This is a genomic window from Neobacillus jeddahensis, from assembly GCF_000612625.1.
Classification (GTDB): domain Bacteria; phylum Bacillota; class Bacilli; order Bacillales; family Cytobacillaceae; genus Neobacillus; species Neobacillus jeddahensis.
Genome location: NZ_CCAS010000060.1, coordinates 1 through 25,134, shown reverse-complemented (window position 1 = coordinate 25,134; position 25,134 = coordinate 1). Strand labels below are relative to the sequence as shown.

Annotated in this window: 15 protein-coding genes and 1 pseudogene; 8 read left to right on the top strand and 8 right to left on the bottom strand. The window is 39.9% G+C overall.

From position 1 onward, the window contains the following. Window positions 1-112 precede the first annotated feature (112 nt). From TY15_RS23320 to TY15_RS19100, 6 genes are all read right to left on the bottom strand, one after another. Complete coding sequence (locus tag TY15_RS23320; RefSeq protein ID WP_052353844.1) at window positions 113-2,299, bottom strand: GAP1-N2 domain-containing protein; 2,187 nt, start codon at window positions 2,297-2,299, stop codon at window positions 113-115. After that, entirely contained in the window at window positions 2,299-3,564 is a 1,266-nt protein-coding gene (locus TY15_RS19120; protein ID WP_040204246.1) for a TRAFAC clade GTPase domain-containing protein, read from the bottom strand. Before TY15_RS19120 ends, TY15_RS23320 begins: the two co-directional genes overlap by 1 nt. A gap of 13 nt (window positions 3,565-3,577) precedes the next feature. Continuing rightward, window positions 3,578-4,216, bottom strand: a complete 639-nt coding sequence (locus TY15_RS19115; protein WP_142305355.1) for a beta-mannanase — start codon at window positions 4,214-4,216, stop codon at window positions 3,578-3,580. Between the two features lie 69 nt (window positions 4,217-4,285). Then, window positions 4,286-6,637 carry a hypothetical protein gene (locus TY15_RS19110; RefSeq protein WP_040204243.1) on the bottom strand — a complete coding sequence of 784 codons (2,352 nt, stop codon included), beginning with the start codon at window positions 6,635-6,637 and terminating at the stop codon, window positions 4,286-4,288. A 107-nt stretch (window positions 6,638-6,744) separates the two neighbouring features. Beyond that, window positions 6,745-10,137, bottom strand: coding sequence for a tubulin-like doman-containing protein (locus TY15_RS19105; RefSeq protein ID WP_040204242.1), 3,393 nt, complete (start codon window positions 10,135-10,137; stop codon window positions 6,745-6,747). Window positions 10,138-10,200: 63 nt separating this feature from the next. After that, window positions 10,201-11,976, bottom strand: coding sequence for a vWA domain-containing protein (locus TY15_RS19100; RefSeq protein WP_040204241.1), 1,776 nt, complete (start codon window positions 11,974-11,976; stop codon window positions 10,201-10,203). A 246-nt stretch (window positions 11,977-12,222) separates the two neighbouring features. On the opposite strand from TY15_RS19100, the gene TY15_RS24430 reads away from it, so the two are divergent. After that, window positions 12,223-12,372, top strand: a complete 150-nt coding sequence (locus TY15_RS24430; RefSeq protein ID WP_157042273.1) for a hypothetical protein — start codon at window positions 12,223-12,225, stop codon at window positions 12,370-12,372. Then, window positions 12,365-13,318 (top strand): hypothetical protein, encoded by a 954-nt coding sequence (locus TY15_RS19095; protein ID WP_040204240.1) that lies wholly within the window; start codon window positions 12,365-12,367, stop codon window positions 13,316-13,318. The genes TY15_RS24430 and TY15_RS19095 overlap by 8 nt, the downstream gene beginning before the upstream one ends. Before the next feature lie 53 nt (window positions 13,319-13,371). Here TY15_RS19095 and TY15_RS19090 read toward each other — a convergent pair whose 3' ends face one another. After that, window positions 13,372-13,674 carry a DUF4359 domain-containing protein gene (locus TY15_RS19090; protein ID WP_040204238.1) on the bottom strand — a complete coding sequence of 101 codons (303 nt, stop codon included), beginning with the start codon at window positions 13,672-13,674 and terminating at the stop codon, window positions 13,372-13,374. A gap of 359 nt (window positions 13,675-14,033) precedes the next feature. On the opposite strand from TY15_RS19090, the gene TY15_RS19085 reads away from it, so the two are divergent. Beyond that, on the top strand, window positions 14,034-14,936 hold the full coding sequence (locus TY15_RS19085) for a CPBP family intramembrane glutamic endopeptidase (RefSeq protein ID WP_040204236.1): 903 nt from the start codon (window positions 14,034-14,036) through the stop codon (window positions 14,934-14,936). Window positions 14,937-15,228: 292 nt separating this feature from the next. Further along, on the top strand, window positions 15,229-19,032 hold the full coding sequence (locus tag TY15_RS19080; protein WP_074432842.1) for a bifunctional 2',3'-cyclic-nucleotide 2'-phosphodiesterase/3'-nucleotidase: 3,804 nt from the start codon (window positions 15,229-15,231) through the stop codon (window positions 19,030-19,032). A 347-nt stretch (window positions 19,033-19,379) separates the two neighbouring features. Here the strand turns inward: TY15_RS19080 and TY15_RS19075 are convergent, their stop codons facing one another. Beyond that, entirely contained in the window at window positions 19,380-19,772 is a 393-nt protein-coding gene (locus TY15_RS19075; RefSeq protein WP_040204235.1) for a GtrA family protein, read from the bottom strand. A gap of 241 nt (window positions 19,773-20,013) precedes the next feature. Between TY15_RS19075 and TY15_RS23315 the strand changes: the two genes are divergently transcribed. The 4 genes and pseudogenes from TY15_RS23315 to TY15_RS23305 form a co-directional block, all read left to right on the top strand. After that, window positions 20,014-20,328, top strand: a complete 315-nt coding sequence (locus TY15_RS23315) for a peptidoglycan recognition protein family protein (RefSeq protein ID WP_081799468.1) — start codon at window positions 20,014-20,016, stop codon at window positions 20,326-20,328. Between the two features lie 108 nt (window positions 20,329-20,436). Next, window positions 20,437-20,898, top strand: coding sequence for a peptidoglycan-binding domain-containing protein (locus TY15_RS19065; RefSeq protein ID WP_052353842.1), 462 nt, complete (start codon window positions 20,437-20,439; stop codon window positions 20,896-20,898). 287 nt (window positions 20,899-21,185) lie between these two features. Next, a complete protein-coding gene (locus TY15_RS23310; protein WP_052353841.1) occupies window positions 21,186-23,579 on the top strand; it encodes a glucosaminidase domain-containing protein in 2,394 nt (797 codons plus the stop codon). Between the two features lie 207 nt (window positions 23,580-23,786). Next, a pseudogene (locus TY15_RS23305) lies at window positions 23,787-25,134 on the top strand (hypothetical protein); the annotation flags it as partial.

The following is a 25,134-nucleotide window of genomic DNA, read 5'->3' as shown; positions in this document are numbered from 1 at the left end:
GTTGCCAGGCACGGAAAAGGACAGCTAAAAATAGCTGCCCTTTTTTGTTGTACGGATAAAAAATAGAAGATTGGAGAGTAGTAGGGTACCGTTGTTTACATTTTTCCCGTTACTACTGCCTAATTCTCTTCTTTTTTAGAAATTTAATTAACGGACTTGCTGTTTCCGTAGCCATTTCTTTAAGAAAATTTATGAAGTTATTATCACGAATTAATTCCAACTCTTTACGGAATGTCCTATCCTTCCAGATGGATTCAGGGTTTGTTATTAAATAAGTGCGCAGTGCTTGCCTGAAGACTTGGTTAACGCCTACTAATCGTGCGTTTAGTTGAATAAAGACTACGATTGTGTTTCCATCATTATATTGAGCCAAATGCTTAAATAAGGCATGATAATCGACCTCCGCAGATTCTGATCCATAGGCAATGAGTAATAAGGGAAAATATTCAACCTTTAGGTTGGTCTCTAATAAGGACTGAAGGATCTCCCTTACTAATGCTCGTTCACTTTTTCCTAAAGAATAAAAACTAACAGATCTGGCTTGTGAGGGATAACTCAATAATTGATAGAGGAGATTCACCACAGCAGAGTTCCTCTTTGCTCGTTCATCCTTCAGGATAAGCTCACTCGGGAAAGTTTTTCCTAAGGTTAGGATTTCCTGAATCGAGAGTTTCTTAGGTTCCAATGAATCTAACAGGGCAACCTGTGCTGCATGTAGAATTTCTTTTTTTAAACTAGTAAACTTCGGATGTTCGATCTCCATATGAAATTGTCGGACTGCAAGGATAGAGGGAAAGGAATAGCTTTGATTTCGAAAGGTCGAGTCCACTTTATCTTTGACAATCGAATGAAAAAGATCAACATCTAGAAGCGAGGGTGTCCTCAATAAAAGTTGAATTTCGTTTAAGATCTCCTCAGTTCGCTGGAACGGTTGTAACCGTTCCTCTAGGTAGAATCGTAACAATCCTTCATATTCAGAGTGGGTGTAAAGGAACTGTACAATAAGTTCATAGGTATCTCGATCCTGCTCTAATATTTTCCAGATATTAGAAAAGATGGGGTGACTTCGATAATAATCGAGCGTTTGCAGGATAAAACTAAATGCCAGTTGGTTGCTGACCACTTTGTTTATCGCAATGACGGTGGTGATATAATCGAGGGCATGCTCTGGATCTTGAACATATTTTTCCTCATTTAGTATCTTTTCAAACAGCTCAATCAATGGTGTCTTTTCAATCCCGTTAACCTGTAAAAATAGTAAGAGCCCCTGTAAAAAGCTCAGTTTATTTTGATGATAGAGACGTAGCTCCGTTCCAGTAAAGGCTATATAAAGATCGGTCAATTGATAGTAGTTAGCTGCCTCGATTTTTTGTTGTTCCGGGAGCCCTGATAACGCCATGTCTGCAAATTCAAAAAAATCATCGATTCGCTTAGAGCGTGAAAAATGGTCGAGGGCAAAGTCTAAATACTCGTGTTTCTGACCGGCAATCTCCACTCCGGAAATTCTGCCATTGGCAAAATCAAAAATGAATTGCTTTTCAATTGCTCGATCGTTCCTATTTAAGGTTCCTGGCTCATAAAACATGACATGAATATAGTTTTTTCCCTCTGGCTCACTGGTAAAAGTGATCGCACCCAATTTGCGGCGGTAGGCATAGGGCAAATAAACATACACCAATTCCAGCAATTGAAGGGCCGATTTTGAATATTCCTCTAAGGGGACATTTAATGCGATAAACACCTTTTTCTTCCCGCCAATCGATGTTAAGACTGCGAACAGCAATTGTTTAAACTGTGTATCACTTATTCCTATCCTAAGCAAGAATTCATCCTTTCCAGCAAGAACATCAGTAGTATCATATTCAATGTCATCCTGGACAGGCAAGACTGTTCCTTGCTCGGTCTGATAGGAGGTTTTAAAGTCATTTATGTGGAATAGTTTTTCCGGGTTTTTAATCCATTCCTCCTTGCGGCTTGAAGGGATGACATAGGTATGCATGAAATAGGCGCTGCGCTGCCCTGTGAAATCAGCAGGGATAAATACTGCCTGACCAATCACCAGATCCCCGTTTTCCGGTTGAAACATTGTGAGCGCTTTTGGATAGAGAGCAACGTCCTTTTTGCCACGTGCGGCCAACGACTTTGGCGCTTGGTAAAGACAAAAGGGATGTAAGTATTTTTTCACATAGGCATGATTGAGCCCTGGGGAAATCGCGATGGTGTCGTATCCATCCGTGTTATGAAAAATACCGCCCCGCTCCCTTGTATATAATTGCTGTTGAATATACGAACCGGACACTACTCATGTCTCCCTTCTATATAGCCAAGCTTATACATGAGCCAAATGAAGGGTTCATCCACGCGAATCGGATTAATAATTCCACTCACCTGTTGGTCGACCGGATTGCTGCCAAGTGCTGATACAGCAAAATAAGATGTATCTCGAAAGTAAACATCTAATGCATTTACAAATGGATTATCTACCTTGGTGAGAAATCTTCTAATTTCTCCATTAATATTTTCGTATTCATCAAGATTCAGATAGTCTCGGTGGGTTATATCATGGAAGACATTGCTGTTCGTTCGAATGTATTCCCCATCGTCCGATTTTAAGGCATTTAATAGATCACTTTTCGTCAATACGACAGCGGTGGGGATATTTGTTTTACTGTTTTCCTGATGGGCAATAAAATCGCCAAATAGGGAGATGACCACTTCACGCGGTTCATCTGCCAACCCAACCATCTCTCCATGTGGTTCGCCCAGCTGATAAATCAACTTTTCTCGAATGGCACGGATTTGCATGGGATCCACTAAGAATAAAATTCCGGCTGAATTTTTTATATGAGAGGCATGGAGTTTGATATACTCGGTATCTGTCATCCCTTCACCGGCCACATCAAAAAATACGAGCGTTAGGGGAGCCTGATCCTCGTTTTTAAAGACAAATTGAAAAATAAACGGCTCTTGGCGCTTCGTCTTAGCTGTTGCCTCAAATAAATATCCTTTTTCAAACAAAGGAATTTCATATTCATGACGGAATCGACGACTAATTCCATTATCAAGTGGAATACAGGCTGCAGCAAAATTATTGGCTGTTACATGCTGAAGGGTATGAATCAATGAAGTCATATAGACGGACTTTCCAACACTTGTCGCACCAACAATCGAGACGATATTGCTTGGATACTTACCAGCGGTGATGGGCAGGTCGTTATGACAATCAGGGCAAAGTCGATTCCTTGTAACGACGGAGTATTTGTCGGAAACGCCCATGAGCACCTGGTTCGAATAAATTTTATTTTCATCGGGAATCATCGACGGAAAGATTACCGCTTCTAGCTCATCGATGGGGGCAAGGCCAAACTGCCCGCGGTAGTCATTTAAACATTCATCCTCCTGCAAGGCTAATGCCTCATCATCATCGCGGTGATGGGCTGCCCGAAAGACAACCTCTTCATGATGGAATTTTGAAAAACAGTAGGGGCAGACAATATCATAAAAAGGCAGTCGTTCTTTCACCGGTTCCTTTTTCTCAAACATTTTTTTTAGTAGTCCGAACATGTAAGGTCTCTCCTTATTCTGGAATCAACTCAAAGCTTTCTGCTGATTTCCTCCCATTGCTAAAAAAGATACGAATATATTCCTCCTTGCCAACTACTATTTCTGGCTGCATGGTTTTCCCAGCAGGGAAGTCGCGAACAAAGGGGTACACGGTTCCATCTTCAATCGACAGCGGTGGTGCCCCCCTTTTTTTTACATAGACTAATAGATCTTTATCGAGTGCGAGCTCGGTCATGATGGACATCTGCACTCTTTTTTTCGGCTGAAGGAGCTTATTTTTATAGGTAATGGAAAAATAAATCTTTGCCTTTGAACCGGATAGATAAATAAGATTATTGTCGTTTGTCTGCTGATAAATGCTGAGTATGCCGTTGTGTTTTTGGCCGGGGAAGATGCGATAAGCGTAGCGGCCAATGCCATCTAATCTACCCCTGAAGCCTCGATTGACTTTATACTCATCACGTGTGTATAGTTTTATATCCTGCTCTGTGATCTCGTTGATGGGTTTTACCTCATCAGCTGGGGCTTTATAAATATAAACAAAGTCGATCTCCTTGGACCAAAACCAGGTTAAATGAACCTCTGAATCTCTTACCGTAGTCCGTATTTCCTTTATTTCGTAATTAGGGGAAGGAATCATTTCCCAGTTCACCAGCATCACCCTCAATCGTTCGCTAGTAATCGATTAACAAAGATTTTGCATCCTTTTTGGTGAATTGAACTATGCAGGCGCTTCTGTTTTTGCATGGAATTCATAGCCATTTTCCACATAGGCCTTGTAATATTTTTCACCATTTCGGTAGTACATTAAGTCTGCTAGAGAAAAGCCGCCCATAAGAGTCAACTTTTCGATACCACTTGATTTTTTCTCGTGAGCGCAGCCCACCTTAAAATGCCGTGTTTCTTGTTCCTTTTCTAAGGCATATGTCATGAACTTGCTATAAAAATCACCTATAAAGTATTTCTCCTCATAACGATGTTCCTGTGTATAGTGAAACACATCAATTTGGATGGCAGCGTGATCGTGCAAACGGGTGTATAATTGTCTAAACAAATCCTCTTTCGTTAAAATGTCGCGGTTTTCATAGTGTGTCATGACGTTGGCTCGTTCTAATAGCTCATCTTCAAAACTGCGCTGGAACTCTTCTTGCATTAGCACTTCACGTTCACAAACGTGAAGGACCCGTTCAAGTAGTCCGATTGCCCCGTTTTTAAGTAAGGATAATAGATTGCCGAAAAAGCGCTCATCAGAAAAGAAATATGGACCATGTTTTTCTTTTAGGTTCGCAATCATTTTCTTCATCCTGTCTGCATAATATTCCGCGATATTTTGATTTAAGTAATCATCGGAATCATAGAGACTTTCGCTTGCAGCCTGTTTCAAAAGGGAATCTACCTCGTAAATGAAATCGAGCCGTTTGCGAATATACCTGTGTTTTTTTTCTAACACTTCTTGATACTTTTTTAAGATGGCTTGCTTTATCTCCAACCCGAGGATTTGATATTTTGTCCCGTAAATCGTTTCGAAAAAGAAATTTAAGTAGTTGGTTAGATTTCTCTTATCAGAAAAAGGCAGGTAGCTCTTTTTAAAATCACTGTGGTCGACTATTTGCTGGTGAAGTTGCTCAAGCCGTGCTTCTGCTTCCAAACGTTCATTTTTCGTGGCACGCAGCAGTTTATTCACCTCATCGATGATGCTGAGCTCCGCATCAGATGAATCCATTGTCCAAGCATAGGCGCAGTAGAGACCATACTTTTCATGCTGAATCACATTGACTTTAAGGCAGCCTTCAATTTTTTCCTGTAGATCTAACGCTTGCAGCTGCTCGCGTACGGGTGCTGCAAAATTTGCCTGAAAAAAGCGTTCGCTTCCACCTTCGAATAAGTATTCTTCTGCCTCCCGAACTGTCATCCTTTTGATGGTCTGGTACGACTTGGTTACCCCAATCAAACCATTCATGTCCACTAGTCCCTCTTCGGATGGGAGGATTTGCTGAACGGATCGATAAAGTGAGGACTCTGACAGCTCAAATAAAGTGAGAAGTGTGTCTCGCTGCACAGAAGAAGCCGCCGTTTTAAGATCTTCTAAAAATTCTTTAAAAAAGTGACTAGCCACATGGAGGGCGATGGCTTTATTTGGACGCTTCACCTTGGCAAAGCCAGCAGAGGCAAAAACAGCTTGCTGGGAATTCCCTCTGATCCCTCGTTTAAAGTCCGTATGATTATAGCTATCCATTTTTTCATGATAATCGGTCATCATTTTCCGGTTTTTTAGGAGATTGAGATGACTAATAATTTCATAATTTAGGTGTAGGGCATTATGGGAAATAAGTCCTGTTTCATTTTTATCGCTTAATAAAAAAACCATATCAAACAGTGGGGAAGGAGGGTGATGTACTGACAATCTTAGCTCATCTTCAGTTAGTTGAAGTTCTTTTTCAAAGGAGTACGTATCGTCTTGATAGCCATCTAATTCCGTCAAAAAGCTAATTCCTAGGGACGTGGAGAGGGCAAATTGTTCGCCGTTCTGCTTTTCCTTAATCAATCCATACAAATCTACCTCTACTGAACGAAAGGATTCTAGGAGAATACTTTTTAGCAGAAGCGTCAGTTCTTGGATGAGGATATTGGCAGGATCAGCAATGGCCGTTATGATGCAAAGATTTAGTTTGACGAGGGAGGAATAATCCTTCCCGTACTCTGCTACTTTTGAGGATAGAACTCTGAAGGCTTTATTTAATTCAATCAGCTTTTGATCGTCCTGATAAAAGGCCTCGTATAGATCTTTGCGGAGGGACTTACGATTTCCTCCATGGTCAGGAAGTTGAATGGATAACACGGTTTCATTCAAAATGGTTTCTGTTTGATAGGCATGGACATATAAAACCCCAGAACTGTTGTGCCATTTTTCTGCGTTGATTTCCATAATCGACCTTAATGCATCCTTAACTGTATCACCGAGGAATAAAAATACAATTGGATGGTTTACACTGCGCTGTTCATTCTCTTCCAGCGTCATTCTTTCCAACTGGTTTGAAAATGTGGTTGCGTATGTCTGTAATATATCCTTCATCCTGTTTTCCCCTCCATTGAAAAACCTTCCCCTAAATTGGCAGATAGATAAGTGTGATAAGAGGCGGCCACAAGCACGAACTGCGAGTGGCCTCATAATAATTGTTGTTATGATTGTAATTGGCGGAGCATGTCTTTCACTTTGATCATGATTTCTTTGTAGAAGCGATACAGCTCTTCTCCGTTAACTAAGTCTTGGTAGTCGTAATCGAGTGCTATCTTTTCCTTTGTGTAGATAGCAGCCATATCTTCTAATGCTGCAACGAGGTCTGTTGCTCCTTCCTGGTTAATCATTTCGTTACTGCGTTGTTCAGATTTTTTTTCGAGCTGATCTAACTGTTTTGGATTTAATCCTTTAAAAGCTTGATAGAGTTCATAATCGACAAACTTGGTAGTCTTCATCAAATTCACAAATGGTTCCCACGCATCTTCTTCCATTTCTTTATCGTATACGTAAAGGGCTCCGCGTTTTCGAATCGTTTTGGTATATAAAGCTTGGATGAATTGATTTAAAGTTACTTCCTTTTCATTTTGTATGGCGAGAAATTGCTCAACTAGTATGATGTTTTCCTTTAACAAGCTATATTTTTTCACTTCTTGCTTGACCCGTTCAATCAGTTTAGGTGAACGAATGAAGTTTTCCGTTGCTAATTCTATGCTTGTGCTGCCAAAAATATCGCTGTCCCCATCGGGTTCCAAGCCGCCATGAAACAGATCCTTCAATTGGTGGAGAAGCTGCTTTAAACTGCCAAGATTGGCCCTGTCTAACTGGTTCGGATTGATTTCGTACTGGACAAATAAATCTGCTAAATTCATTGCCTTTGAAAAATGACAGGTAAATCGTGCACTCGTATTATGATTGGAATTTTTCTCTGTAATCACCTTATATTCCCTTGCCTGCTCAAACAGGATGCGGATGCTGGCATTGTATTCTTGGAGGCGTTTGTTACGATACGTATCTCCCCATGATTTTTCCGGAATCGGTGAAGGGAGGTAGGCCCAGTTTTCCTTATCTGTTTGCACAAGGTGACGGCCGACGCCTTCTTTTTCTAAAATGGTTTTCTCGTAAGACTCCTCGTAAATCGATAATGGCGAGTACGAAAACAAAGGAATACCATTTTTCGTATTTAACCAGAAAATCCGGTTCTTTAGCTCACTTTCTTTAATCGTAAAGTGTGATTCACTAATGGAATGCTTTTGATAGTTCTTAATCCCCGCTAAGATCTTTGGTGACTTTACTGGAACGGATACAAACCCCCATTCTGGAAAGTGAAGGGTACCGTGACCGTTGTCTAGGTGGAACACAGGCAGGGCATCATGATCGAGCCGGGCAGCAATCTTTTCTTCGATGATTCGGTCAATGGGGACATCTTCTCCGTATTTAAGTCGTAAGAAATCCTCCATTGATTTGGTAATGAGATCGCCAAACTGATCGCTTAAGAATTCGGATACGGTTCCGACAATATCCATTTCTGACTCATTTATCCAATAGGTTGCTTTTTCCAGAAGCATTTCCGCCCATTGCTGGACTAACATTTCCCCGTCCTGAGAATCAAATAGACTCTGGATTTCGCGGGCTACATCTGAGACACTCACTAATTGCCAATAGTAGGTGGCACTATTTTGCTGGTTAACTTCCTCACCATTGACAAGGATATTGGCGTTCTGTTCAAAAATCCCTTTCAAGGCATCAAGGATTTCTTTGTAAATCACATAGATTTTATTGTATTGGTTATTCATGAGCTGGTAAAGGTCTTCATAGAACTCAATCATTTCTTGCAATCTTTCTTTCTCGGCACGCGCAGCAAATTCATTTAGCTTGGCTTCAATATAGGCGTTCTTTTTCTTTTCTTTTGAAATAAAGGCGCTTCGTGCCTCCCCAAGCTTTTGGTGGGCATAGTCTTGGTCGGATTGAATGGCTTTTGGCAAGCGTTCTAATCGGTCGCGCATTCCTGTAATATAGGTCTTTAGTGTGGTTAATAAGCAAACATCATTCTGTGAGTAGATGAAGCGAGTGGCATAGATCGGACCTTTATTCGGGTGTAAGAACATTTTCTCCATTTGCCGGTGGAATTCTTGCATCAACTCGCCAGGAAGCTGCTTTTTGCATTTGCGGTACTGTTCCTTTGCTTTTAAAAGAAATTCTCTGTCTAATTCTTCATCGAGATGGATGGTGGCTGTTTTGATAACATGATTGTAGGAGAAACGGTCACTATTTTCATAGCCAGAAAGCGGCTCCGGTACGCGTTCATTGAAGCGTTGATGCACTGCATCAGGATCAATCCGGAGTTTTTCTACAAATTGCTCGACTTCGGTTTGGTCTGGACCAGCGTCAAACATGGTATTCATTTTTTCAAATAGCTTGTAGCCGATAAAGGTCGTCATTTCTTCGACTGGAATTTCTGCCATGGAAGCCCCGATAATGTTGTATTGATAGTTGGCAGCATAAGGCTTGGGCATGACCGCGATATTGGTGCGAATATTGCTGATATAGTCATGAATGGCAAACTCTTCTCCAGATCGTTTATCCTCATTTGCCATGAAATTGGTGATATTTTCCGCCGTTACATTCATGCAATAATCATAAGCACTCTCTAACCACTTGCCCTCAAGGTTCGTTCCCGAGATTAAATGACAGAGATTGAATGGTGGCATGGGGGAGTTTACCGATAGCATGCTGCCATATTTCATTTGGAACCGTTCATTTCGCTCATCACAGTTCATCCAGTAGTCAAGCTCTTTTAACGCGGCATAGCCATTTTTTTCAATATATTCGGCGGTATGATGGCTTAACCCCTTTTTGGATAGGTTTACGTCAGGGGTGAAAAGGTAGCCAAGCAGGTTGACACGGTCGACCCCTTTTGAACCAAATTTTTTGTCCATGATCCCTCGGGTGATGTAGGCAATATCAAGGAAACAGCCACTGCCTGTTCCACCGGATAGACCAGTTAGGATAAAGACGTATAACCGCTTCCCAGTTCCTTCAAGAACAGATTCTATTTTCTTTTCAATCGTTCTAACCACCTGATTTATTTTGGTGAACAACAGGAGTCTGCCTGCTTGCCGGATTCCTGAGGCGCCGCTAATGCCATCTGTAATCGCTAATTCCGGTGATAACCAGTCTTTAATGTATGGTTCAATCGTGCTGCGATTAGAAAGTAAGCTGCCGATTTCAGGATTGGAGAGCAAAACAAATTCTTTATTAGGGTCGAGACCGATTCCATTATACTTTTTATTACGATCATGCTCATTCGTTTCAAAGGCGAGAAACTCAATGTTATTGGGCTTTTCCTTTTTCTTTTTCGACAATGGATCTTCAGGAAGTTTGAAGCGCCGATTTACTTGGTACTTCAGCCTTAAGAGGGCATCAATCCCAGTGCCACCCAGGCCAATCACCAGCATTGGATTGTCTATCGTATCGACGCGGATCTTCTCCGAAATGATCCCGCCGCCTTGGGAAACCTCTAACTGCGAAATATGCTCTCTCACACTTGCTCTCATTCCAATATTCCTCCCTAGCTGTGAAGTTGGTGCCTGACACCATTAAATACTTTTCCATGTTGTTTAATTTATATATTCCATGTATATGGACTTGTTCACCTGTTTTAGTACAATGCGTAAGCGGTCATTTCGTTTGATGGGATGGCCTTTTTTTGCATCTATCGTACGGCCGCCTTTTTCAATTGTGGCATTTGAGTGATTAATAATCAGGAGGCCATCCCCTGCCAGTGGCTTAAAAATGATTTGATTCGTTTCCGTCAAATTCGGGTGGAGTCCAAGCAATTGATGCAGCTGAAACCTCTTTGAAAAGCTCTTTAATTTCTTATACTGTGGATTGGATCGTTCACCCGTATCCTCATTTTTTATCTCCACCACCAATTGCCCGCTAAAGCCGCGCTTGGTTTCTTTCCATTTTCCAATCAGGAATAAGACAAGGACACCGAGGAGCAGGACTCCGATGATTCCAGCAATCAAGTACAGCCATGGAAACGGCTTAGCATCGCTACTAGGAGCGGGTTTAGCGGCAGCAGGGCTTTGCTCGTTTTTTTGCACGGTGATAGTTTGTGGGACAGTCTCCCGGAAAAAACTTTTATCCTCTGCTTTTACCACGACCTCATATTTCTCAGAGTTACCTAACTTGAATTGACCGGTAAAGCCTTGATCGCCAACAGCTAAGCGAATATCCTCTGTTGTTCCCTTTTCAAGATCCTTCACGAATAATGTCGCTTTCATTGATTGATAGATAGATGTATCGGCAATTGCCTTCCCGTTATCCTCAAAGCCTGCTGCAATCGTTACGGTTTCACCAGCTTTATACGTTTGCTTTGCTAGGGGGGAAAGCATCAACTGCAAGTCATAGTTAAAAATTAGATTGATATCGATCTGCTCCTCTGGAACGCCTTTCACTTTCAACGTCCAATCTCCCTGATCTGGCTTTAACAGCTTCACCATAGAGTAGGTCTTTGAGTGCGAGAGGTAAACTTGGTCCGAAGGAATGGAAACCTCTTTACCGGAAGGATCAATCAGTTTGACCTCAACAGGCTGGCTTGAAATGAGCGAGATATTTGCTTCAAGCACATTTTCATTGGGAACATTCAGTTTGATGTCCTGAAAGTCACCATTTCCGACGACATGACTAATGGGGACAATTTTTAATTTTAAATGATTAGCAAAGATTTCACTCAGGATCCCGGGAAGCTGATCAGCTGATCTTGCTTCAAAGAATTCTCCATTCGTACTAGCAGCGATATTGTTTAAAACATCCTTATTGAGCTTGCCGTCAGCATTTAGACCAATCGTATAAATGGGATAGCCATTGGCTTTAGCGGCAGAAACGGCTTGATTTAAATCATCTTCAGCTTGATCGATGGTTTTCGATTTTTGTGGGTCCAGTTCGTTATTCCCATCTGCCAGCAGGACAACTAGCGGGAAATAGCCTTGTTCATGACTGGATTCGAGCACCTTGACAGCCTCAGCAACTCCGGTGGACAAATCGGTATACGTATATTTGCCGATCGAGTCAATAAAGTCCTTTACATCTTGTTTGTCTTGAGTGGATTGAATTTTCATGAGGGCCTTTTCACGCATGACTGCATCTGAGTATGCGATGGCACCAATTTTGTCTCCTTGAAGGGAGGCCATATCAATAAACATCTTCATGGCTTCATTACTAATATTATTTGGGTCACTGCTTTTCATGGAATTACTCACATCTACGACCAGCATGGCTTCCATTCGGGAGCTGGGTGCTAACGGACTTGCCGCTTGAGCATGAAGGAAGTGAATGTTGCATAGAAGAAACGTGATAACTATAAAACTACTAATCCATTTTTTACCCATTTTGGGACCCCCTACTGAAAAAAACTTTTAATCGAAAGGCTCTGCCCTAAAAACTGTGGCTAACTTTTTTCCATCTTCTACTGTCTCAAACCTATTTTACCTGGATGATGATGAAAACTTATCGTTGATTTTGCTCACATATAATCCTACTTTATTAATAAAAATATACTAAGTAGTCCACAAAAATAGCCGTTTTATTTTTAGAAAATTGTTCTGTCCTAAAATAAAGTGAAAAGGGGATGCCGCATGTATAGCATTGTGTTTACTAGTCTTCTAGTTATCATCCTTTGCTGGAAAACGCATAAATTAATCACGAAAAAGCGAGTAAGTGGTGATTTTAAAGGAATCGATGATGAATTGGTGATCATGGTGAACGAAGGTGAGGCAATTGACTAAACAGGCCGTTCAATTTTCAAAGAAAAGAAGAACGACATACCGTTTTCAAAAAGTGAAACTGTGTAAAAAATGTAACCGCTATTCGGTCTTAAAGGATGAGTATTGTCCAGCATGTGGCTCACTATTTATTGGGGTCGAAACGCTGGGAAATTCCCTCAGTAAAAGGCGCCTATTTACGGAAGTCAGCTGGATCATCCTGTTTGTCAGTATAGGCGTTTTTTTTGCTCCAACCCGTCACACTTTGTACTATTCGCTTATTGTTGGATTAATCTTTTGTCTCACCTATATCGTGTTAACCTTCGTCTTTATGAAAAGTGAATATTTCCATGAGCTGAAAAAACTACTACGGGTGGATTTGAAAAAAATTAAAACAGGAATCTGGTTTGACAGCGACCTTGCCAAGGAGGACGTCAAAGCGGAACGACTGGCTGATGGATATGATAAGCTGCGTGAAATTGGTGACTTTATTAAGAGTGATGCCATGAAACAAAGTCAAGTAATGGTCTTAAATAGGATTGCCCTTAGGAGTGATATGGAGCTTGAATTGGAAGGGCTTATTCCTACATCTTATGACAAGCATTTTGTAAAATATGCGCTTGAGGTGTTAAAAATCAACCGTACACTGATGACAAAAAAATGTATCGTCTACTTTATTCGGTATCGTGATGCGATTGTGGTTGATTTTGGTATCGATTCGCTCCTTTCCGTCGCTTGTATGACATTAAGGATGAAACTATATATTCTGGAATTCTCGGAATTTATTGAGGAGTATCTTGACTATTTTCCAAAGGAACGTGTCCTTAGACTGTATAGCATTATTTATTCCAACCCAGATATTGAATGGGGGAGCCTTGCGGAAAAAACAAAGAGGGTTGTGGCAATGAAGTATTACTATGATCCTGATTTCAAGCCGTTTATGGAAAGGAAGCAAGTTCTTACCAACTAATCATTTCCCTCGCTTCAACATAGAAAAAGGTCGAATGACTGAGCATTCGGCCTTTATTTTTCCAAACTTGTTAGTGGAATAAATTGATTAAAAACCCCGATCGTCGTTATTTTTCCCATTCCCACCTCAGTAAAGTCAGTTTTGTAAATGGAGAAGACGACATAGTCGGATTTTGTTGTCCCGGCATCAAAGATAGATTCCCCGGCGAGTGAGAGGATTCCTTTCTTCAATAGGTTCGACGATTGCTCCATTGTTGTATGGTTGATCCAATCAATATAGTCTGCACGCTCTGGATTCGTAGCTGATAAAATATAGATGACCATAATAGCAAGAATGAGGGAAAACAGTCGTTTCATTTTCCAAACTCCTATCCTTTTAAATAATTGTGGTGCCAAACGAAGGGCTTGTACATTCATATGTGTAAGGAACCAAAATAAACACCATGAGGAGGCCCTCTGAAAAAAATATTTTGGTGAAATCCCCCTAACAATATGTTAAATTATTACTATTATTATCTTAAATCTGACATGTTAAACATGCTTTCCAACGAACCATATTGTTCATTAATAAAAAGGTGAGGAGATTATGCTGTGAAAAGAAAATGGAAGTGGATACTTGGTTGTTTCCTATTCCTGCTTTTTCTAAATGGGATCGGGATCCTAACGGTAACGATTTTTAAATAGGTGGAGAAATCTACAGGTCAGGAGTGACGTTGATGACAACGAACTTAACAAAACCGATTTCGATAAAGTTGTTTTTTGCTATGCTGATTGTGACCGTTGGGGCTGAGATTCTCCTCTACTTAACTCGATACAGCTATATGGCTGGTACCCTATATGATGCCATGATGGTAGCGTCCTTTTTTGTTGGGGTGAAGTTACACCGGCGCCTCGTTAGCACCGAGAATCCACCGAAAACAAAACGGCAGCTGTCGATTCAATTCACAAGTGCCTTTCTGATTTTCTTTCTCGGAAGTACTGTGATAAATATATTTACATCTAATACATTCCAGGATTTTAGCGTCGATTATGATCAGTATGTTCAAGACTATACCGACATGCAAATGGTGGAAGAGTCAGTGGATGCAGGGACTGGGAAGGAACCCATTTGGTCGTTTTTTGAAAAGATTGACTCGATTGGTTACGATTTGTATACCGATTCGCTGGCCGGCTTGGAGGAGGTGTGGCGCCTCGCATATATGATTCTCCTGCTGGTTGTTTTTAAAAAAATATTCCCCAGAAGGTGGAATAGCGGCCGAAGAGATCTTTTTCTGATGCTGACGTTGTTTCTTACGTCGATCCTGTTTGGGATTGACCATACATTAGATACAGAGCAACCATGGGTGATTCGTATTGGTGCGATTGTTACATTTGCTAATATGGGATTACTGTTTGGATTAATCTTGCTATGGACCCGGAACCTTTGGGTGACGGTCCTGGTACACGCACTCTATGATATTACGGCCACTATGTCGTGGTATTATATCGATTATGCGGTCGAACTATTTGCACTAGCTGTGTTGGCTGTCCATATCATCCTTTTATCAATAGAAATAATAAATAAACGTCGGCACAAGCGGCAGCTAGAAAAAGTTGAACTGATGCATGCGGCCGAATGACAAATAGAAGAAGGTTCCCAAGCGGGAACCTTCTTCTATTCGGTGTAAGTCAATTAATAAAAAAATAAAAATTTACAAAAATTTCGCTTTTCGTTCATAATTTGGCAATATATAATAAGAGAGTACGATTTTACTAAAGATTCGACATTATTACATACTTCTTATGATTAAAACATTTTTGTTTTCAAACTTCTTTATAATCTTGTCGAAACTAGTTTTAAGAGGAGGTTTCTAACTGAAAGTAGTAGTTTCAAAGATTTAAAAATGGTGAAAAGGAAAGGTGTACATTCGAATGAAAAAAAAGAAGCGATTTGGTATTATAAGTAAATTAACAACCTCGGCTTTGATGCTCAGTACGCTTGTCTCACCCGCAATTCCTTACAATGTAAATGCAGAAATTACTACAGGAAACACAGCCAGCCTTCGAATTCTAGAAACAACAGACCTTCATGATGCGGTTATGGCCTATGATTATTATCAAGATACCGACAACGGCGTTAACTATGGTCTGTCAAAAACTGCTAGTCTAATTGCTCAAGCAAGAGCAGAGGTCGACCCAAGTAACTCCATGCTATTTGATGCGGGGGATTTACTTCAGGGAAATCCAATGGCAGATTATGTTGCAAAAGTAAACCCTATCACTGAATCAGATGTACATCCAATGTTTAAGGCAATGAAGCTACTGGATTATGATGGTGGTATTGTAGGAAACCATGAGTTTAACTATGGTTTAGACTACCTTGACACCGCTTTGAAAAATGCCCCCTATCCAATTGTAAATGCTAACATCTATGTTGATGATCATGACAATGACCCAACAAATGACCAGAACTATTTCACGCCATACCAAATCCTTGAAAAAAAAATTAAGGACCATAATGGTGTGGAGCAAACAGTCAAGGTTGGAATTGTCGGTTTCGCCCCCCCACAAATTCTTCAATGGGATAAGGATAATCTAGAAGGGGAAGTTATTGTTAAGGATATTGTTAAAACGGCTGAAAAATATGTAAAAGAAATGAAAACCAAGGGTGCTGACGTAATCGTTGCGATTGCCCATTCAGGTTGTGACATAACAAATGAAGGTCAAGAGGATGCAGAAAATGCTGTATTCTCATTAAGTAAAGTTGATGGCATTGATGCCCTTTTATTTGGACATGCTCACTACGCTTTCCCTGCAGGGAAAGAATTCCATCAGGAGAGTGACTTAACTAAACCGGATCTACAAGGGCTTGATACAACAAAAGGTTCAATCAACGGTACACCGGCAGTTGAAGCAGGGTACTGGGGTAATAACCTAGGAGTTCTTGACTTAGCTTTAGTTCAACAGGAAGATGGATCTTGGAAAGCTGATAAGGCTGCCTCTAAATCAGTTGACAAGCCCGTAACATCTGATACCGTTGCGGATGAAGCAATTGTTAATGCAGTAAAGACTGAGCACGAAGCGACACTTGCTTATGTACGTGGGAAAATTGGTGAAACTTCTGCACAAATGCACAGCTATTTTTCCCGTGTCATCGACGACCCAACGATTCAAATCGTTAACAATGCTCAAACTGATTATGTGAAAAATTGGATCAAAACAAACAAACCAGAATTAGCCGGCATTCCAGTCATTTCGGCTGGTGCTCCATTCAAAGCGGGACGACAGGGAGCAAATGATTATACAAATATCGCAAAAGGCGATCTATCTATTAAAAGTGCAAATGATCTTTATTTGTATAACAATACATTAAAAGCAGTTGAATTAACGGCTGCAGAGGTAAAAGAATGGTTAGAAATGTCTGCATCTCAATTCAAAAGAATTGACCCGAACAATGCAGATGCTCAAGAATTAATAGATTATGGATTCCAACCTTTTAACTTTGATGTTATTGACGGTGTTAAATATCAGGTCGATGTCACAGAACCGGCAAGATACAATTATAATTCTGGCGATGTTATAAACGCAGATGCCCATCGGATTATTAACTTCACAGACATGGACGGTAACCCAATTGATCCAAATCAAAAATTCATTGTTGCGACAAACAATTACCGTGCATCTGGCGGTGGTAATTTCCCTGGAACAAAGGGTGGAAAGGCAAAAGTTGTTGTGGATTCACCATATGAAAACCGCCAAATCTTAATGGATTATATTTCTGCTCAAGGGACAGTAAATCCAACAGCAGATAACAACTGGAAAATCGCACCGGTTGGCGGAGTAGCAAAAACATTAACATTCAAATCATCTCCAGCTGCTAAAGACTACCTAGCATCTGCACCAAACATAAAAGATGTTGCATCATTATCAGATGGATTTGAACAATATGCTCTTGATCAAAACGTACATGTTCAATTGTTAGGAATCAATGATTACCATGGTCAACTCGATACATGGAGATCCATTAAAGACAGTACTGGTAAGGTTGTCGATTATTCTGGTGGTATAGAATATTTAGCTGCTTACTTAAAACAGCATGAAGCAGCAAATCCGACCAATACTTTAATGATTTCTGACGGCGACCTTGTTGGTGCAAGCCCTCCAGTTTCTGCCCTTTTACAAGATGAGCCAACAATTCGTTTTATGAATGAAATTGGCCTTGATGTAGGGACTATCGGGAACCATGAATTTGATGAAGGCGTAGCAGAAATGAAGCGTTTAATCTTCGGTGGAGATAATCCAAAAACAGCACAATATGAAGCTAAGTATGGCAAGTTTACAGGTTCAACCATGGATTATGTTGTGGCAAACGTGGTTGATAAAGATACAAAAGAACCAATTTTAGATCCATATGTAGTGAAAGAAGTGGACGGCGTTAAGATTGGCTTCATCGGTGTCGTCACAACGGAAACACCATCGATTGTTATCCCAAGCGGCACAGCGGGGGTCGACTTTACGGATGAAGTAACAGCGATTAACAAATATGCAAAAGAATTAACAGATCAAGGCGTTAAGACGATTGTAGTACTTGCCCATAATCCAGGGACATCCAATACGGATGGTACCAACGCTACAGGTGATGTGGTTGAAATCGCCAAGAACGTGGATGATTCTGTTGACGTTATCTACGGGGCCCACGATCATAAATATTTAAATGCCAAGGTCAATGGCAAGATTTTAGTACAATCTTGGTCTTATGGGACAGCATTCTCAGATCTAGATTTAACTATTGATCCAGTAACACAAGAAATTGTCGAAGACGAAGCTCAAGTTATTGATACACTGCATAGCAAGATTACGCCTGATGCCAAAATTAAAGATGAGCTTGATGGCTATCAAGCAGACATTGCGCCAATTACGGGCCAAGTAGTCGGTGAAGCAAGTGCTCCAATTACGAACACAGCAAATGAGGCGGGCGAATCAGCACTAGGTAACTTTATTGCTGATGGAATGCGTGATACTACGAATACTGATTTTGCCTTCATGAACTCTGGTGGTATTCGTAACTCCCTCCCACAAGGTACACTGACATGGGGAGATTTATTTAAGGTTCAACCATTTGGAAATGATTTAGTTACGATGACGATCACAGGTGAGCAAGTCAGAACCTTGTTAAATCAGCAATTTAATGCACCTCCAGGTTATAACAAGATTATGGCTATTTCAGGTCTGCGTTACACTTGGACTGATGAAAATGATTATGGCAATAAGGTTGTAGATATCTATTTAGCGGATGGTTCAAAGATTGATCCAAAAGCTGAATATTCGATTACTGTTAACAACTTTATGGCAGATGGCGGTGATGGCTTCGTCGTCCTTAAAGAAGGTAAAAATAGAGAAACATCCATCACTGACCTTGATGCTTTTGTCAATTATGTAAAAGCCCAAACAGGTCCAATTACTGCCGATATTGAGGGTAGAATTCAACTTGCTGATAGTTCTGTAGTTAATCCACCAAGCGATGATGATAATAACGGCGGCGGAACCGGTGATAACACGGGTGATACGGGTAATGGTACTGATAACAGTACTGACAATGGAAATCAACCAGCGCCAACAACTGGAGACACATTGCCTATTACAGCATCGAATATGTATAACTTCCTATTATTAGGAATTCTTGTTGTGGCATTTGGGGTTTCATTAATGATCAGAAGACGTAAACAACAAGTATAAGAAAGAAAATGACCATACTCCCTATAAAGGGGGGGATGGTCATTTTTAATTTATGGCAGTTTTCGTAAAGCTTGTTGCTTTTGAATGTAATTAAAATTAGTGGAATGGAGCGGAAGACACTTGACTCCAGCGGGATGTAGAGGAAAGGTCGAGACCCCACAGGCGAAGCCGAGGAGGCTCGACTTCCTCCCTGCGGAAAGCAAGTGTCTGGAGCGAAATGGAACGGATTTGTAACGTTTAACCCATAAAAACAACAAATTATGCAAAAACAGCCTAATTTATAAATAAATTACACCTCGATAACTGTAGCGAGGACTTCAAATTAAATAAGAAGAATAAATGATAATTTAAGGGGAATTTATCCTATTTTGTTGCTTGGAATCAAATGTCCATTTTTTATTTAATATGAAATTTATACTCATCCCTATCGTAGTAGCAATTAATTGTGCAAAATACTGATTTATTTCAAGTTTATTAACACAGAAAAAAAGAGATAAAGTATTGATTCCGAGTACAAATAAATTAACCGTAATAAATTTCAACATGACAGTTAAATGGTTTCCATTGAATTTAAACACCCATTTTTTATTCCAATAATAGCTATTTCCTAACCCAATTGTATAAGAAATAATATTAGCTGATATATAATGGATTCCTAATTTAACTAACAAAAAGTAGCTACAGATAGTAATAAACGTATTAACTAACCCAATTAAGCTAAACTTTAAAAAATTTTCCATAAAATGTGCCATCCCATCAAAATATGTAATGTGATTTTGAATTTAGTAATTTATATTTTTATCCTTATCATACTAGCCTTTCCTAAAAGAACTTAGACAAGTAAAATGGCCTATGACCTAACCAATATATAGTAAGTAAAGGAGAGGATATGTATGAAAATTATTCAACGCTTTATACCTGAGTCTAAAGAAACCCGCCAGGGCATAAAAATGGTCCCTAAATACATTACCATCCACGAAAATAGTTAATCCCAGCTCAGGAGCTGATGCAGAGGCTTATGACAGATTACAGGACCGCGGAAATGATCGGACGGTATTCTGGCATTTGCAAATTGATGATCACGAAGCAATCCCATCAATCCCATTTGATGAAGTCGCATGGGCAGCCGGGGATGGAAGAAGTGGCCCAGGGAATACATCTTCCATTCAGATCGAAATTTGTGTGTACAGTGATGGCAATTTTACCAAGGCTGTTCAAAATACAACTGAAGTGACAAAACAATTAATGGTTCAATTTAATATACCGATCGCAAACGTCGTTCAACACAATCATTAGAGCGGCAAGAACTGTCCTCGTCATTTACGGGCTGGTGATTGGGGAATTACCTGGAGTGACTTTCTTAATTTAGTTAATGGTGTACAAGCGCCTGCCAAAACTAACACAATGACTTCAACTTCCTCGTCAGCCTCGACTACTTTATTAAAAAAGGGAGATTCAGGTGAAGCAGTTCGTGCCTATCAGCAGAAGCTGATAAATGTAGGTGAAAGCTTACCACGCTATGGGGCAGATGGAGATTTTGGTGATGAAACTGAGGCAGCAACAAAAGCCTTTCAATCACGATATGGCCTATTAGTGGATGGAATTGCCGGACCCCAGACATTTGCCAAACTTGAAGAAGTGCTAAATTCCACATCTGCAGGAAATGATAGTGTTCCTTATCCAGGACATTTGATAAAACTAGGTTCAACCGGAAAAGATGTCGAACGGATTCAACGTGCAGTAGGAGTAACGGCAGATGGAATTTTTGGTCCTAAAACCGAGGCGGCCGTTAAGGCCAATCAGTCCCGACACGGGTTGGCCGTTGATGGGATTGTGGGGCCGAAGACTTGGTCGGTGATGTTTTAAAAATAAATCGCATTCCCTTCTCCTCTCTGTTTGGGAAGGGAATTACATCCATTAGTAATCCCCATTTGTATGGACAGGTGGGGATTATTTTGCGCTTTTCCTCACTTATTAAAAAGATTGATAGTACATATTTCCTATTCTGATTCCTTAACAATAGATTTGTAAATATATAGTGTTTTTAACGCGTATTTTATGCTAAACTGATAGTGTCGATTTTTGATAGTTTGTCGTTTTGTGTCATAAATGGAATTTTTATGAATGAAATTTGTATATAAGGAGTATGATATATGCGGAGAAACTTAGTTCTAATAGGAATACTATTAATTGGTGCTATATTTTACTCTAGTGAAAGTATTGCTTATGCAGCAGAAGATGGGAGTTCATCTACAGCAGTTACTTCTGGAATAGGAAATACTATTGAAGAAACAGACTCTAGTAAGTCTTCTGAGCAAAACACTATTTTGACTGAAAGTGAGAATGGAAGTTTGCAAGAGGAGCCGGAAGCTGCTGTTAAAACTGAGTCAACTGATCCAGTCGTTCAAAGTGAGAATGAAACAGCTGGTGTGGAAAGCTCCAGTCCAGTCACTAAGACAGAAACTCTAAGTTCTAAGGTAACTTTTGCAACCCAATCCATAAAAACTCCTTCAGTTAAGTATCTTACCCATGTTCAAAGTTATGGATGGTTAAAAACTGTTGCTGATGGAGCAATGTCAGGAACTGAAGGCGAAGCAAAACGAATGGAAGCTATCAAGATTTCCTTAGAAAATGCTCCTTATTCAGGTGGGATTTCCTACAAGACTCATGTCCAAAGCTACGGCTGGTTAACAAATGTATCAAACGGAGCATTATCTGGAACAACGGGTGAGGCTAAACGTCTAGAAGCCATTCAAATTAGCCTAACAGGTGAAATGGCCGAGCATTACGATATTTATTATCGTGTCCACGCAGAATCCTATGGTTGGCTAGATTGGGCTAAAAACGGGGCATCTGCTGGTACACAAGGACTATCGAAGCGTTTGGAAGCCATTGAGATTGTACTCGTGGCTAAGGGTGGGGCAGCACCAGGAACGACAGCTAAACCACTTATTATGGATCCGTCTGTTGTGTATTCAACCCATGTCCAAGATTATGGCTGGTTAGCTAATGTGGTTGATGGAAAAACTTCCGGAACAACTGGAAAAGCAAAACGGATGGAAGCTATCAAGATTTCGTTGAAAAAAGCTCCTTTTACAGGAGGAATCACTTACAAGACCCACGTTCAAACTTATGGTTGGTTAAAAAATGTATCAGATGGAGCATTATCTGGGACAACGGGTCAAGGCAAACGTTTAGAAGCGATTCAAATGAGTCTAACAGGTGAAATGGCGGAGCATTACGATATATATTATCGTGTTCATGCAGAAACCTATGGCTGGCTTGGTTGGGCGAAAAATGGGTCATCTGCTGGTACACAAGGATTATCGAAGCGTTTGGAAGCCATTGAGATTAAGTTAGTGGCTAAAGGCGGAGCGGCACCAGGATCGACAACTAGGCCATTTATTGAGGTTGATTCAACTAAGCACAGCTATAATATAACGTTAAGTTCAGCTGTAAGTATGCAGATGAATGCTACTCCACAGACTGATAAATATAGTAACAACCCAGCCTATGTTAGCAGTAATTCCGATTACATTACGGTATACAATGGCGGTTCAATAAGGGGAAGCAGTGTAAACCTTAGAACCTCGCCAGATGTAGATACTATTGATAATATTGCTGTGAATGTTGGAAATGGTACGTTATTCAAAGTGTTGGATGCAAATGTTACTGGAGATACGGTTTCGGGCAGTACAAAATGGTATAAAATTGAGTATAATAAACAAGTTTTGTACGTGCATAGTTCGCTCGCAACTGCTAATTTAAGACTCGGTCAGGTGAAAGCTGATACACTTAATATTAGAGCAGACAAGAACACAACTAGTCATGTATACGCTACTGTGAAAAAGGATATTGTATTAGTCATTTTAGAAGAGGATAAAAGCGGTTGGTATAAAGTTAGCATTGGTAGCTGGCGTAACGCGAAATCATCCGATGTTCAATATTATTTGGATCCGAACAATTTTATCAATGATGAGAAGCTCAGACTTCAATTCATGGACCTAACCAAAACCACCGGCGTTTCCAAAGATACTTTAAATAAGTACCTTACGGGAAAAGGCGTATTAGAAGGTCATGGGCAAGATTTCATTGATGCTGGGAAAAAATATGGGGTTAATGAAGTTTATTTAATGGCTCATGCATTATTAGAAACCGGAAATGGTACTTCCACTCTTGCAAAAGGAATGTCTTACAATGGTAAGACATACTATAATATGTATGGTATCTATGCCTTTGATAGCTGTCCAAATGACTGTGGTACACAAAAAGCTATTGATGAAGGTTGGGACAGTATTCGTACGGCTATAATTGAAGGAGCTGCCTTTATTAGCAATGGTTATTTGGATGGCACGAACAGCTATAATGTAGTTCAAAATACACTATATGAAATGCGTTGGAATCCAGAAGTCATGGCTACTAAAGGTTTTGCGGGTCATCAATATGCAACGGATATTGGTTGGGCTGCTAAGCAGGTTACAACTATGTATGAAGTATACAAAATACAGCCATATACTATTATCTTAGATATTCCTGTATATAAATAAGATCATCAATATGAAAAAAACTGCCCCAAAAAGTACTAAAAAGGACTTTTTGGGGCAGTCTTCGTTTATTTATACAAATTAATTATTAGCTATATTATGTGAATCACGTATGTTAAAATTTGTTAGATATGCTAGAATAATATTATTAATATATATAGCTAATAATCTATGAATATATGTATTAAAATTTACTAAAGGACTTTGGCGATGCAGAAAAAAATAATCTTAATAATTAGTATGCTACTAATTGTTTTTGAATCTCTTTCTAATGTTAGAACTGCTTATGCTTCAGATGATGAAATGACAAAAACTTTTGACAAAGGTTCCAGTTATTATTTTATTCATTATAATGGAGGTGAACAAGAAATAGTACTTAGTGACAGTGTGAAATTGACATTAACTGATTGGGGAGATATTGGGAAATCAACTGTAAAAGGTAAGATTAACATTCATACTAATTCTTCAAATCATGCGAGCAATATAATAATGAATGCTAATGATGAACTGAATGAGATTACTGTAACAGAAAACGAAAAGATCCATTATAGATTAGTTTCATCAGACCACTATAATGTCGAAAAAGTAAAACCACTTAAGTTACATGATCAACTTACTGTTATAGCTGAAAATGAAAATGAAACTTCAATTGAAGAAGTAAGGACAATAGATGAATATGGCACGGTGATTGAAAAAAAGGGATTAATATATTATTCAATCGATGAAAACAACAAAAAAGTAGAGATTTCAGCAGAAGCGTATAATTCTTTGAATGAGCCTAAACAGGTTAGCGCAGTAAGCTTAGGAGAAGTAACAGATCAAGTTTCATCAGAGAAAGTCGAAAAATTTAATCTGTTAAAGTCGCAATCAGTTGATGGGAATCCTTCTATTAATTATGCCTCACATGTACAAGGAATTGGCTGGATGAACCCCGTTGCTGATGGGGAAACATCAGGTACTGAAGGACAAGCCAAACGGCTTGAAAGTATTAAAATTTCTGTACAAAATGCCCAGGATCTGGGCGTAAAATACTCGGCGCATGTACAAAAATATGGTTGGATGACCCCTGTAACGAATGGTCAGGTAAGTGGAACAACAGGGGAAGGAAAACGTTTAGAAGCGATTAAAATTGAACTAACTGGAAAAAATGCTGGGAAATATGATATTTATTATCGTGTTCATGTTGAACATTATGGTTGGATGGATTGGATGAAAAATGGTGAGGCAGCGGGAACAACAGGGGAAGCAAAACGGATAGAAGCTATTGAAGTAGTGATTAAAGAGAAAGAGCCTACGCCACCAACTACTACTAATCCTAAGGATCCAAACCTAGGTCCTTCTATAAATTATAGATCCCATGTACAAAGTTATGGCTGGTTAGATAGCGTATCTAACGGAGAAATGAGTGGAACGATCGATCAGGCAAAACGCTTGGAAGCTATCCAGATTTCCTTAGAAAATCTCCCACACACTGGAGGCGTTGCTTATACGACGTATGTAGAAGATTATGGTTGGCAAGACAGTGTAAGTGATGGGACAACAAGTGGAACGGCGGGGG

Coding starts and splice junctions, on each gene's coding strand:
- TY15_RS19110 (WP_040204243.1), bottom strand. CDS start 6,637: ATGAAGGATATATTACAGACATACGCAACCACATTTTCAAACCAGTTG.
- TY15_RS19085 (WP_040204236.1), top strand. CDS start 14,034: ATGACAACGAACTTAACAAAACCGATTTCGATAAAGTTGTTTTTTGCT.
- TY15_RS23310 (WP_052353841.1), top strand. CDS start 21,186: ATGCGGAGAAACTTAGTTCTAATAGGAATACTATTAATTGGTGCTATA.
- TY15_RS19080 (WP_074432842.1), top strand. CDS start 15,229: ATGAAAAAAAAGAAGCGATTTGGTATTATAAGTAAATTAACAACCTCG.
- TY15_RS19105 (WP_040204242.1), bottom strand. CDS start 10,137: ATGAGAGCAAGTGTGAGAGAGCATATTTCGCAGTTAGAGGTTTCCCAA.
- TY15_RS19090 (WP_040204238.1), bottom strand. CDS start 13,674: ATGAAACGACTGTTTTCCCTCATTCTTGCTATTATGGTCATCTATATT.
- TY15_RS19120 (WP_040204246.1), bottom strand. CDS start 3,564: ATGTTCGGACTACTAAAAAAAATGTTTGAGAAAAAGGAACCGGTGAAA.
- TY15_RS19065 (WP_052353842.1), top strand. CDS start 20,437: ATGACTTCAACTTCCTCGTCAGCCTCGACTACTTTATTAAAAAAGGGA.
- TY15_RS19100 (WP_040204241.1), bottom strand. CDS start 11,976: ATGGGTAAAAAATGGATTAGTAGTTTTATAGTTATCACGTTTCTTCTA.
- TY15_RS19075 (WP_040204235.1), bottom strand. CDS start 19,772: ATGGAAAATTTTTTAAAGTTTAGCTTAATTGGGTTAGTTAATACGTTT.
- TY15_RS24430 (WP_157042273.1), top strand. CDS start 12,223: ATGTATAGCATTGTGTTTACTAGTCTTCTAGTTATCATCCTTTGCTGG.